Source organism: Pseudomonas sp. NPDC099000, from assembly GCF_044759925.1.
In the GTDB taxonomy this organism is placed as follows: Bacteria; Pseudomonadota; Gammaproteobacteria; order Pseudomonadales; family Pseudomonadaceae; genus Aquipseudomonas.
The window spans coordinates 268,039-283,040 of record NZ_JBIWAF010000002.1 but is presented as its reverse complement, the minus strand read 5'-3'; the positions used below and the strand labels follow the sequence as shown (position 1 = coordinate 283,040).

Below are 15,002 nucleotides of genomic sequence, written 5' to 3'. Positions count from 1 at the left end.
TTTTTATGGGTGAAATTCAAGGACGCCTTGTGTTTGATCGTTCCCACGCTCCGCGTGGGAATGCAGCCCGGGACGCTCTGCGTCCCACCCAAAGCCGAACGCAGAGCGTCCGTTGAGGCATTCCCACGCAGAGCGTGGGAACGATCTTGCTCAGGGTCTGTAGAGATGCGCATGCCCCGCGCGATACAGCGACGACTCGCTGAACTGATCACTCCCCAACACCCGACCCACCAGAATCAACGCCGTACGCCGAAAACCCTTCACCGCAACCTTCCCGGCAATGTCCGCAATTGTCCCCACCACCCAATCCTGATCCGGCCAGCTCGCCCGGTGAATCACCGCGATCGGGCAGTCTGCGCCGTAATGCGGCAGCAATTCGGCGAGGATCTTTTCCAGATGCTGCACGCCCAAATGAATCGCCATGGTCGCCCCATGCTGCGCCAGGCTGCCCAGCTCTTCACCGGCCGGCATCACGGTCTTGTCGGCATAGCGGGTCAGAATCACACTTTGCGAGACGTCGGGCAGCGTCAGTTCCGCCCCCAAAAGCGCCGCACACGCCGCAGTGGCCGTGACCCCAGGAACGATTTCAAACGCAATCCCGAGTTCACGCAGACAGCGAATCTGCTCGCCAATCGCCCCGTAAAGACTCGGATCCCCCGAATGCACCCGCGCAACGTCCTGGCCGTTGGCATGGGCGGTCTTGATCAGTTCGATGATCTGCTCCAGGTGCAATTCGGCGCTGTTGACCACCTGTTCGGCACAATGGCCATCGAGCACGGCGGCGGGCACCAGGGAACCTGCGTAGATGATTACCGGGCAACTGCGAATCAGCCGTTGGCCTTTGACGGTGATCAGTTCCGGGTCGCCGGGACCTGCGCCAATGAAGTAGACGGTCATCGTCCGTTCCTTTGAATAAAGAGTCTGTTAGAAAAAGGGCTGGGCAAGGCTTCAGATGAAGATTGCTCATGATCGAAGGCGGGGATTATCGAGGATCTTACGCAACGCAGGCCAATGCCAGGGTGGCCTGGGCATATTTTTGTCGCGAAATCAGCAGTTTTGCCGGTGCCTTGGCCAAGTGTTCGGCCAGGGCCAGGGCGGCACTTTCCGCGACGCCGTAGCAGCCGGTGCGTTCGAACGCGATGTCCGAATGATGGCTGAGTTGCGGTTTGTAGCCTTTCAATTGCTCACTGCTGAAATACATCAGTGGCAAGCCGAGTTGTTCGGCGAGTTCGATCAGGCCAGGTTCATCACGCTTCAGGTCGATACTGGCCAAGGCCTGGATCTGGTGAAGTTCGATTTGATTAGCCTGCAATGCCTGATCGATCAACGCCCGCAGCGTGCTGGCGGGGCAGCCGCGCTGGCAGCCCAGGCCGACGACTAGAGTCGGCGCTGTGCGGGAATCCTTCATGCGTCGTATTGGCCATCGCTTTTGCGGCGGAACAACCAGGCGCTGATCAGGCCCAGGGCCAGCCAGAACGCGACGTTGGTCAGCTGCGACGCGATTTTGAACTGCGCTTCCAGCGCTTGCGGAGCGAGCATCGAGTGCACTTCCGGTTGCGGCGCGCCGATCACGTGCGGAACGGCGAGAATCGCCACGCCGAGGATCTTCATCAGCCAGTGACGGCTGAACACGATCAAGGCGATGCCGACAGCCGTGGAGGCGGCCGTGCCAATCCACCAGAGTTGCCGTTGGGCCAGATCGGCCGCGGCAGTGCCCGGCAGTTCAGGCGGCAGGCCGAGGGTCGGCGCCAGCACGAAGGTCGCGTAGCCGGCCAGGCCCCAGAGCAAGCCCTGAGAGGTTTTGGTCGGTGCACGCAAGGTGTAGAGACCGGCGAGCATCAGGGCGAAACCGACGGCTACCACCAGGTTGCCACCCGTGGTCGACAGCACGCGCTGCCAGCCGTCTTCCGGTTCCCAGGCTTCGGCGTCGTGAGTGTGAGCGGCGACACCGGCGGCGTGTTCGTGAACTTCAGCAGCGACCGGCTCGGATTTTTCGTAGGTTTCGGCCTGCAGAATCAGCGGCGAGACCCAGAAACTTTGCAGCAGGGTCAGCAACAGGGCGGCCAGCAAACCGCTGAAACCTGCGGTTTGCGCGATACGCTTGATCATGTCGGCAGGTCTCAATGGCACGGGAAGGCGGAGCTGTGACGGGTATCGTGCGCGGCATTGTGCACCGCTTCGATGTGCGAGAAACCGGCGAAATAGACGAGGCACGCGCCAAGAATCGACGCACACACGGCGGCGGTCAGGCGTTGGCTCAGGGTTGTGGTGGTGCTGGCGGTGCTGTGGCCGGTACTGCTGATGATCGACATGGCGCTTCCCTCTGGTCTGTCAGCGGGTGAATAGAGCGCATGGAAGACCCCTGCGAGTCGGGCGCGCAGAGGTTCAAACAGCGCCCGCCCACCGCGGGTTTGTTATTCAGTGACGTAAGGGTCACTTTGTGTTGCGGGCCGGTCTCCGGGCTCACGAGGGGCGCTGGCTTTCGCCTGAACCTGCAAGCATCACCTTCCCATGCCGAACTGCTGGCACAGTGGATCTGACGCTTCGCTCGCTTACCGTTGCGGGGGCAGCACCGGACTGACATGGCTTTGAGTAAAGCACATGATTCACCGGTTTCCCGTTTCACCCTGTGAAGGGCACCCGTAACAAGGCGTGTAGGAGAGCATGGGCGGGGGTTTGGCGTCAATTGGCATGGGTTCTCATCTCGATACCGAGGCGAATTCTTCGCGGGCAAGCCTCGCTCCTACAAAAGCACCGCCGTCCCGTAGGAGCGAGGCTTGCCCGCGAAGGGGCCGGTGAGGGCACCACAAGACATTGACCCGCCCCCACACGATGCGTAGCCTTGCGCTTTCGAGGTTCTTCGGCGTCTGCCGAAGCTAAGAAGGGAACGCGGTCGATGCCGCGGCTGCCCCCGCAACTGTGAACGGTGATGTTCGCTGCCACGCCACTGCAAACCCTGTCCAGCGGGTTCGCGGGAAGGCGCAGTGAATGCCAGGTCCATCAAGACCGGCACACCGTCAGCCAGGAGACCTGCCTCGACACAGATTCTCACTACAACCGGGCGGGGTGATCCGGTGGCGAACTCTTCCGCGCGCGTCCGTCGCTGCGATTGTCGTCCCGTATGCCCGCCACCTTGCCAAAGGGCATCCGATGAAAACACTGGCCAAACTTCCCGTCACCATCGTTACCGGCTTCCTCGGCTCGGGTAAAACCACCTTGCTGCGGCACATGCTCGACAACGCTCAGGGCCGTCGCATTGCGGTGATCGTCAACGAGTTCGGCGAGCTGGGCATCGACGGCGAAATCCTCAAGCAGTGCTCCATCGGTTGCACCGAAGAAGAAGCCAACGGCCGCGTCTACGAACTGGCCAACGGCTGCCTGTGCTGCACCGTCCAGGAAGAATTCTTCCCGGTGATGCGCGAACTCGTCGCCCGTCGCGGCGACCTTGATCACATCCTGATCGAAACCTCCGGTCTGGCCCTGCCAAAGCCGTTGGTTCAAGCCTTCCAGTGGCCGGAAATCCGCAGCGCCTGCACCGTTGACGCGGTCATCACCGTGGTCGACAGCCCGGCCGTTGCCGCCGGCACCTTCGCGGCTTTCCCGGACCAGGTCGATGCCCAGCGCAAACTCGACCCGAACCTGGACCACGAGTCGCCGCTGCACGAACTGTTCGCCGACCAACTGGCCAGCGCCGACCTGGTGATCCTCAACAAGGCCGACCTGATCAGCCCTGAAGACCTGGCCCGCGTGCGCCTGGAAGTCGCCGAAGAACTGCCGCCCGCCGTCAAAGTCATCGAAGCCAGCAGCGGCCGCGTGCCACTGGACGTGCTGATCGGTCTCGGCGCCGGTTCTGAAGAACACATCGACAGCCGTCACAGCCATCACGATCACCACCATGAAGGTGAAGACGATCACGACCACGACGCCTTCGATTCGATCTCCATCGAACTGCCGCAAGCCGACGAAAGCCTGCTGCTGGACGCGCTGACCCAACTGGTGGTCCAGCACGGCATCCTGCGGGTCAAAGGTTTCGCGGCGATTCCGAACAAACCGATGCGCCTGCTGATCCAGGGCGTGGGCACTCGTTTCGACAAGCATTTCGACCGTCAGTGGGGCGCCGATGAAGCGCGCACCACGCGCCTGGTGCTGATCGGCCAGGAACTGGACGCTACCTTGCTTGAAGCGCAATTGCGCGCCGCGCTCAGCGTTTAAGCCATGCACCTGCTCAGGACCCAGCCCGGCGGTTTCGTGTCGGATGACAATATTGCCGACCTTGGACAAACCCCCGCCGAGTTGGTGATCCTGTGCAGCGGCGATTCCAGCCTGGCGCTGCTTGCCGAAGCGGCACAGCAGCTGCCGGACGATTACCCCAGCGTGCGCCTGGCCAACCCGATGCAGGTGCAGAATCACGCGTCGGTCGACCTGTATGTCGACGAAGTGCTGCGCCACGCCAAGGTGATTCTGATTTCGTTGCACGGCGGCATCGCCTATTGGCGTTACGGGGTCGAGCGTTTGGTGGAGCTGTCCCAGCGCGGTGTGCAGCTGATTCTGGTGCCGGGGGATGATCGTCCGGACCCGGAACTCAGCGACCTGAGCACCGTGGCCGCCGCCGACCGCGACCGGCTCTGGCAGTTTCTGCGTCAGGGCGGCATGGCCAATGCCCTGGATTTTTTCCGCTGTCTGGCCAATCGCTGGCTGGGCCGCGATTACGCCTGGGCCGAGCCGCAAACCCTGCCGCGCACAGCGATTTACCATCCGCAAAAAAGCCCCGCTGAACTGAGCGATTGGCAAGCCGACTGGCAGGCCGGTCAACCGGTGGCGGCGGTGCTGTTTTATCGCTCGCATTTACAGGCGGCGAACACCGCGTTCATCGATGTTTTCTGCCAGCGTTTGCAGGCTGCGGGTTTGAACCCGTTGCCGATTGCTGTGGCCAGTTTGAAAGAACCCGGCTGCCTGACGGTGGTCGAGGATTTGCTGGATGAAGTGGAGGCGGGGGTGATCCTCAACACCACCGGTTTCGCTCAATCCAGCCCCGAAGCGCCGCATCTGCGGCCGTTTCGCCGCAACATTCCGGTGATCCAGGCGATCTGCGCCCAGGACAACGAGCCGGGTTGGCTCGCCAGTGAACAAGGCCTCGGCCCGCGTGATCTGGCGATGCACATCGCGTTGCCGGAACTGGACGGACGGATCATCAGCCGGCCGATCAGCTTCAAGGATTTGGCGTGGCGCAGCGAGCGCAGTCAGTCGGACGTGGTGTGCTATCGGGCACAACCGGAGCGCATGGATTTCGTCGCCGAACTGGCACGACGCTGGATCGATCTTGCGCGGGTGCCATACAGCGAAAAACGCATCGCGTTGATCCTCGCCAACTACCCGACCCGTGATGGACGCATCGGCAACGGTGTCGGCCTCGACACCCCGGCCGCCGCGCTGAACATCCTGCGGGCGCTGCACACCGAAGGTTATCCGCTGCCCGCCGAGTTGCCGGACAGCGGCACTGCGTTGATCCAGCAATTGCTCGGCGGCGTCAGCAATGACCTCGACACCATTGACCAGCGTCCCTGTCAGCAAAGCCTGGCGATGGACGACTATCGAGCGATGTTCGAGGCCTTGCCCGAAGCCAATCAGCAAGCGGTGCTGGAGCGTTGGGGCACGCCCGACAGCGATCCGATGTGCCGTGACGGACGCATGATGATCGCCGGGCTGCGCTTTGGCCTGACCTTCGTCGGCATTCAACCGGCGCGGGGGTATCAGGTTGATCCGAGCGCGGTGTATCACGACCCGGACCTGGTGCCGCCCCATGCCTATTTGGCGTTCTACTTCTGGCTGCGCAACACCTATGGCGCCCACGGCGTGATCCACGTCGGTAAGCACGGCAACCTCGAATGGCTGCCGGGCAAAGGCGTCGGGCTGTCGGAAAACTGCTGGCCGGACGCGCTGCTCGGGCCGCTGCCGAATATCTATCCGTTTATCGTCAACGACCCGGGCGAGGGCGCCCAGGCCAAGCGTCGCACGCAAGCGGTGATCATCGATCACCTGATGCCGCCGCTGACCCGCGCCGAAACCTACGGCCCGCTGCGCAACCTTGAGTTGCTGGCCGACGAGTATTACGAAGCGCAATTGCTCGATCCGCGCCGCGCCCGGGAGTTGCAGCGCGACATCCTGCAACTGGTGCGCGATACGCACATCGACCGTGAACTGCAACTGGACGAAAAGCTCAACAGCGACGCCGATGCGGCGATCTGGTTGCCACGGCTGGATACGTATCTGTGTGACTTGAAAGAGTCGCAGATCCGCGATGGCCTGCACATCTTTGGCGAGTCGCCGATCGGGCGCTTGCGCATCGATACGTTGCTGGCGCTGTTGCGGATCCCCCGTGGCGATGGCCGTGGGGCGCAATCGAGTCTTCTACGGGCGTTGGCCAAGGCGTTTGAGTTAGGGTTTGATCCGCTGGATTGTGCGTTGGCCGAGCCGTGGGCCGGGCCGCGTCCCGTTGAACTGCAATGGGTTAACGATGAAACCTGGCGCACGGCGGGCGATACCCGCGAACGTCTCGAACTGTTCGCCGCCCAACTCATCGCGCAAACTCTAAATACCGACGCCTCACCCCGTGAGAACGAGTCTCTGTGGCGAGGGGGCTTGCCCCCGTTGGGTCGCGAAGCGGCCCCAAAAACAGGGACTGCTGCGCAGTCCAACGGGGGCAAGCCCCCTCGCCACAGAGGTTCGCTCCCACAGGAGGTACGTTGGTCTGAAGTGAGCGCCATCCTCGACAGCCTGCGCGAAGTGGTCGCCCCGCGTCTGGACGCCTGCGGCCCTGCAGAAATGCGCGGCCTGCTCGACGCCTTGAGCGGTCGCTTCGTCCCGGCCGGTCCCAGCGGCGCACCGAGTCGCGGTCGCCTGGACGTGCTGCCGACCGGGCGCAATTTCTACTCGGTGGACGTGCGCAACCTGCCAACCACCACGGCGTGGCGCATCGGTTTCCAGTCGGCAAACCTGATTCTCGAACGGCATCTGCAAGACCACGGCGATCATCTGCGCCAGCTCGGCCTGTCCGTCTGGGGCACCGCGACCATGCGCACCGGCGGCGATGACATCGCCCAAGCCATGGCGCTGATGGGCGTGCGCCCGGTCTGGGCCACCGGCAGTCAGCGGGTCGACGACTTTGAAATTCTGCCGCTGAGCTTGCTCGACCGTCCGCGCGTAGACGTGACCTTGCGCGTGTCCGGGTTCTTTCGCGATGCCTTCGCCAATCTGATCCGCCTGTTCGACGCCGCCGTGCAAGCGGTTGCCGCGCTGGACGAGCCGGACGACCTCAATCCGTTGGCCGCCAAAGTGCGCGCCGAGCGTGAAGCGTTGATGCAATCGGGGCTGGATGAAGACGCGGCCAGGCGTCAGGCCGGTTGGCGCATCTTTGGCGCCAAACCCGGCGCTTACGGCGCGGGCGTGCAGGGCGCCATCGACGGTCGTCTGTGGCAAAGCCGCGACGACCTGGCCGAGGTTTATCTGAACTGGGGCGGCTACGCTTACGGCGGTTCTGACGAAGGCACCGCGGCGCGAGCGCAGTTCGCCCAGCGCCTGAGCCAGGTTCAGGCCGTCCTGCAAAACCAGGACAACCGTGAACACGACTTGCTTGATTCCAACGACTATTACCAGTTCCAGGGCGGCATGCTCGCGGCGGTGGAAAGCCTCAGTGGTGAAGCGGCGGCCAGTTACCATGGTGATCACAGTCAGCCGGACTTGCCGAAGATCCGCAGCTTGAAGGAAGAGCTGAACCGGGTAATCCGCTCCCGGGCGGCGAATCCGAAGTGGATCGACGGCGTGAAGCGTCACGGCTATAAAGGCGCGTTCGAATTAGCCGCGACGGTCGATAACCTGTTCGCGTTCGACGCCACCACCCAACTGATCGACGATCATCAATATGCGTTGCTGGCGGATGCGTACTTGCTCGATCCGGCGACCCGGGATTTTGTGCGTGAGCATAATCCCCACGCGCTGCGCGACATGACCGAGCGGATGCTTGAGGCGCAGCAGCGGGGAATGTGGCAGGAACCGGGGGCGTATCGCGAGGCGCTGGAAAACCTGTTGCTGGACATAGAAGAAGACAACTAATACGCCGCTAATCCTGTAGGAGCGAGGCTTGCCCGCGAAGAGGCCTTCACATTCAATATTAATATCGACTGAATAGACGCCTTCGCGGGCAAGCCTCGCTCCCACAGGTACAAGGTGTGCCTGCTACCGACCATGACCGAGATTTAATAATGACCGACACCCCCCATTTCCCGCTCTCCGCCGTGGTCGGCGCCGACGATCTGAAACTCGCCCTCTACCTGACCGCCATCGACCCGAAAATCGGCGGCGTGCTGATCGAAGGCCCGCGTGGCATGGCCAAATCCACGCTGGCCCGAGGTCTCGCGGATCTACTCGCCAGCGGCCAATTCGTCACGCTGCCTCTGGGCGCTACCGAAGAACGGCTGGTCGGCACCCTCGATCTCGACGCCGCCCTGAGCGAAGGCCGCGCGCAATTTTCCCCCGGCGTATTGGCCAAGGCCGACGGTGGGGTCCTGTACGTCGATGAAGTCAATTTGCTGCCCGATCACCTTGTCGACCTGTTGCTCGACGTGGCCGCCAGCGGCACCAACCTGATCGAGCGCGACGGCATATCCCATCGGCATTCGGCGAAGTTTGTCCTGATCGGCACCATGAACCCGGAAGAGGGCGAACTGCGGCCGCAACTGCTCGACCGTTTTGGCCTGAACGTCGCCCTCGGTGGTCACACCGCACCGGTCGAACGTGGCCAGATCATCCGGCGGCGTCTGGATTTCGACAGCGATCCCCAAGGTTTCTGCACCGAGTGGGAAAGCCAGCAGCAATCGCTGCGTGAACGATGCCAGAAGGCGCGTAGCGCATTGGCAAGCATCCCTCTGGATGATGCAGCACTGGCGCAGATCACCGAGCGCTGTTTTGCCGCCGGGGTCGATGGCCTGCGCGCCGATCTGGTCTGGTTGCGCGCGGCCCGGGCCCACGCCGCATGGCGAGGAGCGGGTGCGATCAGCGAGGAAGATATCGACGCCGTTGCCGAGTTTGCCCTGCGTCATCGTCGTCGCGAGCAATCGCCCCCGGCGCCGCAACACAGTCAGTCGCCCTCGGCGCAACCTTCCAGCCCGAGCGAAGGCCAGGGTCAATGGGGCGAAATGCCCGCTCAGACGTTGCCGGTCGGCGCCCGCCGTGAAGTGCCGAGCTGGCCAAAAAAGCCCTAGGCATTCGCCCTCGGTCTGACGCGGGGGCGAATGCCAGGCCCCGTGCAGGACGGCTGGACAATGGCAAACAGGGCAAGCGTCACACCGCGCGCAGTGGCTCGATCAATTGGCCCGGCACCTTGCTCAATGGCCGGCCGCGTCAGCGTGAAGATGTGCTGTTTCACCTGCGCACGCGTTCCTCGCATGAACTGTGGCTGGTGATCGTCGACGCCTCGGCCTCGACCCGTCGTCATCAGGCATTGAGCGATGCCAAGGGGCTGCTCGCGCAGGTGTTCGACGATGCGTATCGCCAACGCGCGCGCCTGGCCTTGTTGACCGCCAGCGGTCAGGCGCCGAAGTGGCAGGTGCAAGGCTTGAAAGCCTCGGCGGGGTTGCGTGCCTGGCTCGATGGCTTGGGCGCGGGCGGCGGCACGCCGTTGTTGGCGGCTCTGGGAGAGGCGGGGCGTTGGCTGGCCGCACGGCAAAAACGCTTTCCGGCGGAACAGCAAAGGCTGCTGCTGGTGACCGATGGGCGATTGAAGGACTGGCCGGGGTTGCCGTTAATGGATTGCCCGGGGCTATTGATTGATATTGAACGCGGGCCGATTCGGCTAGGTCGGGCCAGACAGATGGCGACAGAGTTGCAAGCGGATTATCGGCACATTGATGAGCTGATTTCAGGTTGAGATTTGTGCTGTCTGCAAGGACCCCATCGCGGGCAAGTCGAATCGTCGCACCGCCGCTCCCACAGGATTTGTGAACGCCACAGATCCTCTGTGGGAGTGAGCCTGCTCGCGATGGCATCACCCCGACTCCGGATAATCATGGAGAATCCGCATCGCTCCCCTATGCTCTGAGTGCATTCGATCCAAGGAATGAATCATGCGTGTACTGGCCGTTAACCCTCAAAACGACTTCCGCGTCAAAGCCTACGCCGGCACCAACGGCGTGCTGTTGGCCATGGACGTGGCCGAACCTCGTCACAAAGGCCTGCTGGGTTTCGCCATCGAAAAGCAGCAGGGCAGCAAACCCTGGCTGTTTTTGTTCAACAGCCTGACGTTCCCGGGCAAGACCCATACCTTCCCCCAATACCACGCCACCCCGAGCGATATCGCGCCGTTGCAGAAATTTCGCTGGGCCGATTACGCGGTCAATCCGGGGCTGACGATCCATTACCGGATTTATTTGGCCTACGGCAGCGCCGATGCGCCGCAACTGGGTGAGTTTCTGGAGGTGAAGGTCATTTCCGATGACGGTCATCCCGGCAACCAAAGCGTCAATTTCAACCGCGCCGTTGCTGCGAGCCAGGCATTCCAGCGCAAGTTTCCCGAGCTCGACAAGCGCCTTGGCGGTGGAGAAATGCTGCCCCTCGAAGCTTGGCCCGATGCCCCGCGCCAATGGCTGGAGAACGGGTTGCTCGGACGTTTGTTGGGTTTCATCGAGCGTGCCGTCGATGGCCAGTGGGCACTGGATATCGCCATCTACGAATACCAGTTGCCGGTAATTGTCGATGCAGTGAACGCGGCGCAGGAACGCGGCGTGAACCTTCGCGTCCTGTATCACGCGCAACCGGGCGAAGACACCACCGCCATGAACGAAGCGAGCCTGGAAAAGATCCCGGCGGCGAACAAGCGCGGGCGCGTCACCCACAGCATTTTCCACAACAAGTTCATGGTCCTGAGCCGGCTCGATGCAGCGGGTCTGCGCCAGCCAGAAGCCGTGCTCTGCGGCAGTACCAACTTCACGCCCAACGGCATTTACCGCCAGGCCAACGTGGTGCATGTGCTGGACGATACTCGGGTCGGTGCCAGTTACCTGGAAACGTTCGAGCAGGTCTGGAACACACCGGCAGATGTCGGCGCCACTCGGCAATGGATCACGCAGCACAATCCGATGGACCCGGCCCAGCCATTGTTTGCCGGATTCTCACCACGCTCGGGTCAGGGCGACTTGCATGAGTTCGTTGACATCATCAATGCGGCGAAGAAAGACCTGCTGTTTGTCACCGCGTTTACCTTGCCCGACGCCATCCTCAACGCGTTACTCGGCCAGCCCCACGACGACATCCTGCGCTACGGCCTGCAGAACTCCGCGAGCAAGATCACCGGGTTTCACGCCGACCGCACCGCAGAATTCACCACGGTTGCGCTGCTCAATACCGGCCTGGAAGGTTGGCTCCTGGAAAGCAAGGAAGGCCAGAAGGGCAACCTGCTGGTGCACACCAAAGCCATCGTCACGGATTTCACCAGCGATACGCCGACGATCATCAGCGGCAGTCATAACCTCAGTGCGGCGGCCAGTAACAGCAATGACGAAAACTACCTGATCATCCGCGGCGACACCGATTTGGCCGATCGTTATGGTCTGGAATTGCTGCGGTTTTATGAGCATTACCGGTTTCGCTATTACGCGAAAAAACTGGCGCTCAAGCAGGTCAAGCCGTTGGCTGCGGATGACAGTTGGACTCATGATTATTATGTCGAGGGGAATTTGCGGCAGTTGTCGCGACTGCGTTTTTCAGGGCAGTAATTGCTGGCCTCACTGGCCCCTTCGTCGGAACGCCGCCCGGAGCAGGCTCGCTCCTACATTGGATCTCGGGTGTTCACAAATCCTGTAGGAGCGAGCCTGCTCGCGATGGGAGCGACGCGGTTTGGACGCTTCAGCGAAACAGATTCGTGCGCGCCAACTCAATCACCTCATCCCCACGCCCGCTCATCACCGCTTTGAGCATGTACAAACTGAACCCTTTGGCTTGTTCCAGCTTGATCGTCGGGGGCATCGCCAATTCCTGAGTCGCGGTCACCACGTCCACCAGCACCGGCCCGTCATGCGCCAGCGCCCGGCGCAAGGCCGGTTCCAGCGCTTCGGATTCCTCGACACGTATCCCCAGAATGCCCATGGCATTGGCCATCGCCGCGAAGTCCGGATTGTGCAGGTCGGTGCCGGTATCCAGCAGCCCGCTGGATTTCATTTCCATCGCCACGAACCCGAGCGAGGCATTGTCGTAGACGATAATTTTCACCGGCAGTTTCAGTTGCGCCAGCGAGATGAAATCCCCCATCAGCATGCTGAAACCACCATCGCCGGACAGCGAAATCACCTGCCGACCGGGAAAAGCCGCTTGCGCGCCAATGGCCTGGGGCATCGCGTTCGCCATGGAGCCGTGATTGAACGAGCCGAGCAGTCGGCGCTGGCCATTCATTTTCAGATAACGCGCGGCCCAGACCGTCGGCGTGCCCACGTCGGCGGTGAAGATCGCATCGTCATCGGCCAGTTCACTGAGCAGGCGAGTGAGGTATTGCGGATGAATCGGCCGGCCCGGCGCCGACGGTTGAGCCAGGTCATCCAGCCCCTGACGCGCCTTCTGGTAGTGCTTGAGGGATGACTCGAGAAAGCTCCGGTCGCCACGATAAGGCAGGCGCGGCAGCAGCGCGGCGAGGGTTTCGCCGACATCGGCGGCGATGCCCAGATCCAGCGTGGTGCGGCGGCCGAGGGCCTGCGGGTCGTGGTCGATCTGAATGATGGTGGCGTCGGTGGGGTAGAACTGCCGATAGGGAAAGTCAGTGCCGAGCATCACCAGCGTGTCGCAGTTGAGCATTGCGTGATAACCGGAGCTGAAGCCGATCAGCCCGGTCATGCCGACGTCGAACGGATTGTCCCACTCCACGTGCTCCTTGCCGCGCAATGCATGCACCACTGGCGCGCCGAGGGCGTCGGCCAACGCCACCACCTGATCGTGGGCGCCCGCGCAACCGGCGCCACACATCAGCGTCACCGCTTTGCTCTGGCTCAGCAATTCGACCAGTCGATCCAGGTCCTGAGGCGCGGGCAGGGTGCGTGGTTTTGAAATCGCCGGCCAGGGTTTGAGGTTGTCTTCGACTTCCTGCAGCGCCACGTCGCCGGGAATCACCACCACCGCGACACCGCGATTGAGAATGGCACTGCGCATCGCCCGATGTAGCACCTGGGGCATCTGCGCCGGGTTGCTTACCAGTTCGACGAAGTGGCTGCATTCCTTGAACAGTTCCTGCGGGTGGGTTTCCTGAAAGTAATTCAGGCCGACTTCCGAAGACGGAATCTGCGCGGCAATGGCCAACACCGGCACATGGTTTTTGTGGCAATCGAACAGCCCGTTGATCAAGTGCAGGTTACCCGGCCCGCAACTGCCGGCGCACACCGCCAGTTCCCCGGTGACCGCTGCGTCGGCGCCGGCGGCGAACGCGGCGACTTCCTCGTGGCGCACGTGCATCCACTCGATGCTGTCCATGGTGCGCAGGGCCTCGGTCAGGCCGTTCAGGCTGTCGCCCGTCAGGCCCCAGATGCGTTTGACGCCGGCCTGTTCAAGGGTGGTTGCCAGTTGCTGGGCAAGGTTGATTTTCGCCATGGGGTGCTCCAGTGATGAATGAATTGTCCTCGCGATTAAAAGAGGACAACACTGTGGCAACCATGACTCACCCGGATGTGCGATTACTTGCCCATCGCCTGGCGGTACTGCCGTGTGCGCCGTGCGATGTACAGCTGGTCAAGAATCAACGCCCATATCGCCGAAACCTTCGGCCGGGTCTTGCGCCCGCGGCTCAGGCGATGCAGCTGGAACTTCACCACGGCCATGCTCGCCAGGGCGGCCAACGGTTTGCGTTTCCAGCGGATCGGTGGCAGTTGCGGGTGGCTGTTCTGACCTTCGCGCCAGCGTTTGACCAATTGCGGCTCGATGGCCAGCGCCGTGCCGATACCGGCCATGGCGATGCCGCTGTCGAGTACTTGTTCGACGATGGCCAGGCGTCGAATCCCGCCCGTCACCATCACCGGCATGCTCGCTACGCTGGCCAGTTCGCCGGCCATGTCCAGAAAGTACGCCTCCCGCGCCAAGGTCCTGCCGTCGCGGGCTTCGCCTTGCATGGCCGGTGCTTCGTAGCTGCCGCCGGAGAGTTCCAGCAAATCCAGTTGCTGGTCGTTGAGCCACTGGATCACCTGGCGGGCGTCGTCGGCGTCGAAACCGCCGCGCTGGAAGTCTGCGGAATTGAGTTTTACCGCGACACAAAACTGTGGCGACACGGCTTGGCGAACGGCGCTGACCACGGCCAGCAGCAGACGGGCGCGATTCTCCAGCGCGCCACCCCAACGGTCCGTGCGGCGGTTGGTCAAGGGTGAGAGAAACTGGCTGATCAGGTAGCCGTGCGCCGCATGAATCTGCACGCCCGTGAAACCGGCTTTTTCCGCCAGTGCAGCACTGGTGGCAAAGCGTTGGATGACCTCGGCGATATCGCTTTCCGACATCGGTTTGGGTTCGGCAAACATCTTGGAAAACGATCCCAGATCCAGCGCCACGGCCGATGGCGCCCAGGCTTGCTGGCCGAGGTTGGCCATGGTCTGGCGGCCGGGATGATTGAGCTGCACCCAGAAATGCGCACCGCTGGAGCGGCCGATGGATGCCCACTGACGGAACTGCTCAAGATGCCGCTCGTCTTCCAGCACCACGCCGGCGGGGCCGGTCATGGCGCGGCGATCAATCATCACGTTGCCGGTCAATAACAGTCCTGTTTCACCTTCGGCCCAGGCCTGATAAAGCTTGAACAACGCGCTGGACGGCGCCTGCCCGGTATCCGCAAGGTTCTCTTCCATCGCGGCTTTGGCGATGCGATTGCCGAGGGTCTGGCCGTTGGGCAAGTTCAGCGTTTGAAAGGGCGACATGCTTGACTCCTCATCAGTGATGAGTAGAGGCTAAGCTTAAAGTTAACTTTAATGTCAAGCAGACAGATGAGGCCG

The 15,002-nt window shown here is 62.3% G+C and carries 11 protein-coding genes and 2 riboswitches; of the genes, 5 read left to right on the top strand and 6 right to left on the bottom strand.

The window, feature by feature from the left end; genetic code table 11:
- Window positions 1-150 precede the first annotated feature (150 nt).
- From cobM to ACIQV9_RS03510, 4 genes are all read right to left on the bottom strand, one after another.
- The gene (gene cobM, locus ACIQV9_RS03525) at window positions 151-897 is read right to left on the bottom strand and encodes a precorrin-4 C(11)-methyltransferase (protein WP_403098173.1); all 747 of its coding nucleotides are present in this window, start codon (window positions 895-897) and stop codon (window positions 151-153) included.
- Between the two features lie 97 nt (window positions 898-994).
- Window positions 995-1,408 carry a cobalamin biosynthesis protein gene (locus tag ACIQV9_RS03520; protein ID WP_403098171.1) on the bottom strand — a complete coding sequence of 138 codons (414 nt, stop codon included), beginning with the start codon at window positions 1,406-1,408 and terminating at the stop codon, window positions 995-997.
- Window positions 1,405-2,109 (bottom strand): CbtA family protein, encoded by a 705-nt coding sequence (locus ACIQV9_RS03515; protein WP_403098168.1) that lies wholly within the window; start codon window positions 2,107-2,109, stop codon window positions 1,405-1,407. The genes ACIQV9_RS03520 and ACIQV9_RS03515 overlap by 4 nt, the downstream gene beginning before the upstream one ends.
- Window positions 2,110-2,120: 11 nt before the next feature.
- Window positions 2,121-2,312, bottom strand: coding sequence for a CbtB-domain containing protein (locus ACIQV9_RS03510; RefSeq protein ID WP_084322810.1), 192 nt, complete (start codon window positions 2,310-2,312; stop codon window positions 2,121-2,123).
- Window positions 2,313-2,430: 118 nt separating this feature from the next.
- Window positions 2,431-2,659, bottom strand: a riboswitch (cobalamin riboswitch).
- A gap of 177 nt (window positions 2,660-2,836) precedes the next feature.
- Window positions 2,837-3,053, top strand: a riboswitch (cobalamin riboswitch).
- A gap of 97 nt (window positions 3,054-3,150) precedes the next feature.
- Here ACIQV9_RS03510 and cobW point away from each other — a divergent pair.
- From cobW to ACIQV9_RS03485, 5 genes are all read left to right on the top strand, one after another.
- Window positions 3,151-4,212: a cobalamin biosynthesis protein CobW gene (gene cobW / locus ACIQV9_RS03505; protein ID WP_046048481.1), complete on the top strand. Its 1,062-nt coding sequence runs from the start codon at window positions 3,151-3,153 to the stop codon at window positions 4,210-4,212.
- Window positions 4,213-4,215: 3 nt separating this feature from the next.
- On the top strand, window positions 4,216-8,109 hold the full coding sequence (cobN, locus tag ACIQV9_RS03500) for a cobaltochelatase subunit CobN (RefSeq protein WP_403098165.1): 3,894 nt from the start codon (window positions 4,216-4,218) through the stop codon (window positions 8,107-8,109).
- A 149-nt stretch (window positions 8,110-8,258) separates the two neighbouring features.
- Window positions 8,259-9,257: an ATP-binding protein gene (locus tag ACIQV9_RS03495; RefSeq protein WP_403098163.1), complete on the top strand. Its 999-nt coding sequence runs from the start codon at window positions 8,259-8,261 to the stop codon at window positions 9,255-9,257.
- Window positions 9,258-9,310: 53 nt separating this feature from the next.
- On the top strand, window positions 9,311-9,922 hold the full coding sequence (locus tag ACIQV9_RS03490) for a VWA domain-containing protein (RefSeq protein WP_403098592.1): 612 nt from the start codon (window positions 9,311-9,313) through the stop codon (window positions 9,920-9,922).
- 196 nt (window positions 9,923-10,118) lie between these two features.
- On the top strand, window positions 10,119-11,765 hold the full coding sequence (locus ACIQV9_RS03485) for a phospholipase D-like domain-containing protein (protein WP_403098161.1): 1,647 nt from the start codon (window positions 10,119-10,121) through the stop codon (window positions 11,763-11,765).
- A 130-nt stretch (window positions 11,766-11,895) separates the two neighbouring features.
- Here the strand turns inward: ACIQV9_RS03485 and poxB are convergent, their stop codons facing one another.
- Both poxB and ACIQV9_RS03475 read right to left on the bottom strand, forming a co-directional pair.
- Entirely contained in the window at window positions 11,896-13,620 is a 1,725-nt protein-coding gene (gene poxB / locus ACIQV9_RS03480; RefSeq protein WP_403098159.1) for a ubiquinone-dependent pyruvate dehydrogenase, read from the bottom strand.
- Between the two features lie 83 nt (window positions 13,621-13,703).
- Window positions 13,704-14,927 (bottom strand): NADH:flavin oxidoreductase/NADH oxidase family protein, encoded by a 1,224-nt coding sequence (locus ACIQV9_RS03475; RefSeq protein ID WP_403098157.1) that lies wholly within the window; start codon window positions 14,925-14,927, stop codon window positions 13,704-13,706.
- Window positions 14,928-15,002: the final 75 nt, after the last annotated feature.

Coding starts and splice junctions, on each gene's coding strand:
- poxB (WP_403098159.1), bottom strand. CDS start 13,620: ATGGCGAAAATCAACCTTGCCCAGCAACTGGCAACCACCCTTGAACAG.
- ACIQV9_RS03495 (WP_403098163.1), top strand. CDS start 8,259: ATGACCGACACCCCCCATTTCCCGCTCTCCGCCGTGGTCGGCGCCGAC.
- ACIQV9_RS03510 (WP_084322810.1), bottom strand. CDS start 2,312: ATGTCGATCATCAGCAGTACCGGCCACAGCACCGCCAGCACCACCACA.
- ACIQV9_RS03520 (WP_403098171.1), bottom strand. CDS start 1,408: ATGAAGGATTCCCGCACAGCGCCGACTCTAGTCGTCGGCCTGGGCTGC.
- ACIQV9_RS03485 (WP_403098161.1), top strand. CDS start 10,119: ATGCGTGTACTGGCCGTTAACCCTCAAAACGACTTCCGCGTCAAAGCC.
- cobN (WP_403098165.1), top strand. CDS start 4,216: ATGCACCTGCTCAGGACCCAGCCCGGCGGTTTCGTGTCGGATGACAAT.
- cobM (WP_403098173.1), bottom strand. CDS start 897: ATGACCGTCTACTTCATTGGCGCAGGTCCCGGCGACCCGGAACTGATC.
- cobW (WP_046048481.1), top strand. CDS start 3,151: ATGAAAACACTGGCCAAACTTCCCGTCACCATCGTTACCGGCTTCCTC.
- ACIQV9_RS03475 (WP_403098157.1), bottom strand. CDS start 14,927: ATGTCGCCCTTTCAAACGCTGAACTTGCCCAACGGCCAGACCCTCGGC.
- ACIQV9_RS03515 (WP_403098168.1), bottom strand. CDS start 2,109: ATGATCAAGCGTATCGCGCAAACCGCAGGTTTCAGCGGTTTGCTGGCC.